The 2,476-nt window shown below is 67.0% G+C and carries 2 protein-coding genes; both read right to left on the reverse strand.

The window, feature by feature from the left end; translation table 11 throughout:
• Positions 1–1,733: MobH family relaxase (mobH, locus tag VBE63_RS27355; protein WP_323686150.1), on the reverse strand; the 1,733-nt coding region annotated here is incomplete at its 3' end.
• Positions 1,730–2,179, reverse strand: coding sequence for a conjugative transfer protein MobI(A/C) (gene mobI, locus VBE63_RS27360; protein ID WP_323686151.1), 450 nt, complete (start codon positions 2,177–2,179; stop codon positions 1,730–1,732). The genes mobH and mobI, both read right to left, overlap by 4 nt.
• Positions 2,180–2,476 lie beyond the last annotated feature (297 nt).

Consider the following 2,476-nt stretch of genomic DNA (forward strand, 5'->3'; position numbering starts at 1 on the left):
CCGTGATCCGCGAGCCAGACACGGGCCGCCGCGCAGGCATCATTGTGCGACGAATCCTGCTCTGCGGTCGATGGTGGCGTGTTCGTTGACACCGAGGCTAACGCTGAAGCTGGTGCTGAGCCAGATGCCGATGCTGGTGCACCCGGGACACTCGGGGCGCCCTCTCCGAGATCACAATGCGGGCGCTGCGCACCCTTTGTTGAGGTTGGTGCGCTGTCCAGGTCAGACGCCTCGTCGTCTCCGCGCTCCAGATCAGGTACCGAGCTGCCCGCTTGTGCGGATTCCTCAGCACTCACCGCATCAGCCGGATCACCCGTCTCGTTCATGCCCGGCCCATCCTTGCCCGACGCCATCGCCTCAGAGCGCAACGTCTCTCCGGCCGCCGCTTCGCCAACCTCATTATGCGCCACCAGATCCACAGCGGCCGGGGCACCATGCGGAAAGAGTAGCTCCGGACTCTGCAGCCGCAGCAGGTTGAGCATGATCGGTTTCGTTCCCGCCGATGACAGGAGCGCCGGTGCCAGCCGCCAGGTCAGCTGCCGGCCGACGGCATCAACGCGTGCCACCACCAGCCCGCGCTCGAGCAGCAGCTCGGCGATGCTCTGTAGATCACGCGGAATCCCCGGGATGCGCTCAGCGGCAAGCAGTTCGGTGATATCGTGCGCGGCGGCCGGCCAGACCAGATGCAGACCGGCATCGCGCAACAGCCAGACCCGAGCGCCGGGCACGTTGACCTGCCAACGCCCGTCGTGCAGCAGCCGGCGCATGGCATCGAGTAGGTAGCGATCGACCGGCACCCCGACGGCGGTATCGATCGGCGCGATGCGCTGCTCACGTAGATCCCGCTCGACGCTGTGGCGGTCAGCCTGGCGCACCAGTTCGACCAGCACGCTGCTGTGCGGCACGCCGGTCACCGCGGCGACCAGGCCGCTGTAGAGTCCGGGATCAGGAGAGGAGAGCCAACGCTCGACCCGGCTCGGCAGCAGGCGCTTCAGCGCGATCAGATTGAACACCTCATGACCGTTGTGCGTGCGTTGCTCCCGCCAGCGCAAAAAGTAGCGCTCAAGACCGTGGCGGCTAGCCCAGTCGGCCAGGTCCTCATCGATCGGTGACCAGGTCGTGCGCCCGTCGCGATCGGTCGCGGCGACATCGACCAGGGCCTTGCCACTATCGTGCAGCAGCCCGCCGAGGGCGGCGGCGGCGCGCAGGCGCGGCTCCAGACGCCGCTGCTTGACGCGCGGACGATCGAGTCCGACCATGACGCCGCGACTGGCCCGTGCCGCATGGAAGGCGACCTCCAGGCCATGACGATAGAGTCCACCGGCGCCGCGATGATGATGCACCTCGCTGGCCGGGATCAGATGCACGAAGGCGGCATAGCGTTGGATCACCGGGTCGATGTAGGTGGCCCAGCGCTCCGTGCCGTCGTCCTCGTCGTCGCCAAGCGCCAGTTCCCGGCGCAACCGCGCGATCAGTTCGCCCTGGGTGGCGACCAGCCGCTCCAGTGGCGGCAGCGGCAGGCCTTTGAGGAAGGGTGGGTAGCGTGGGATCTCCTCATCCAACAACGCGGGTGCTGATGACGGCATTGGCCGTTGCTCCGGCTCGACCTGACCTCCGGGCTCGATCATCGCTGTTGATGCCTCAACCCTCGGCATCGATGCGACCGGTGCCAACCGCGAGCCAGCAGGCTCCGGGATGGCCGTCATCTGGCGTAAGCGGTGCAAGAGACTCATGACGGTTCCGAAGAGGCATCAAGCCCGTCGTCCGCTCCCTGATCCCCCGGCAACGGCTGCGTCAGCCGTGCCAGCACCTGCTGTAGACGCAGCTCGGCCTGCTTCATCCATCGCAGGCGCAGACGAATCTCGCCGAAGGTCTGCTCGGCCTCGAGCGCGATGCGTCGCTCCCAGGGCATGGCGGCCGACAAGCTCGAGCGGGTATAGACGTCGGCCTCACCGCGCGGCAGATAGAGGGTGCGACCGGGACCGCGCGCCAGGAACCACTCGATGGTGAAACTGCCGCCGGCGCGCCGGGGTGCCCGGATGCGCACCCCGAGTCGAGCATCACGTCCGCGTTGCCTCCGCAGCCGCTGTGCCCGCAGCTGCTCCATGGTCTCGATCTCGATCTCCTCGGCGACGAGGCGCAGGCGCTCGCGCTCTGCCTCGAAGCCCAGCCCGATCAACTCAGGCAGCGGCTCGAGCGAGCGTAAACCTCCGCATGTCGCCCCCCTGCCCACCACTTATCCAGGTGGGCAGCCCCCTTCGAGGTCACCAGGGGACTTTGGGATGGATCAGCGGTTTTCTGCGCGGGCTTAGCCATGGGCGTCCACCTGGGCTGTTGGCTCAGGGCTGCGCACCAGGCAGTTCTGCCACCGGCTGCTCCTTTCGATCTGCGACTTGTTGACTCGATGGATCAATGACTTGAATCCTCTGTTCAGCCGTCGTTCAGACGGCCCTGCTCACCTGCAATCTCGCCACCC

The organism is Lamprobacter sp. (genome assembly GCF_034860625.1).
Taxonomy (GTDB): Bacteria; Pseudomonadota; Gammaproteobacteria; order Chromatiales; family Chromatiaceae; genus Lamprobacter.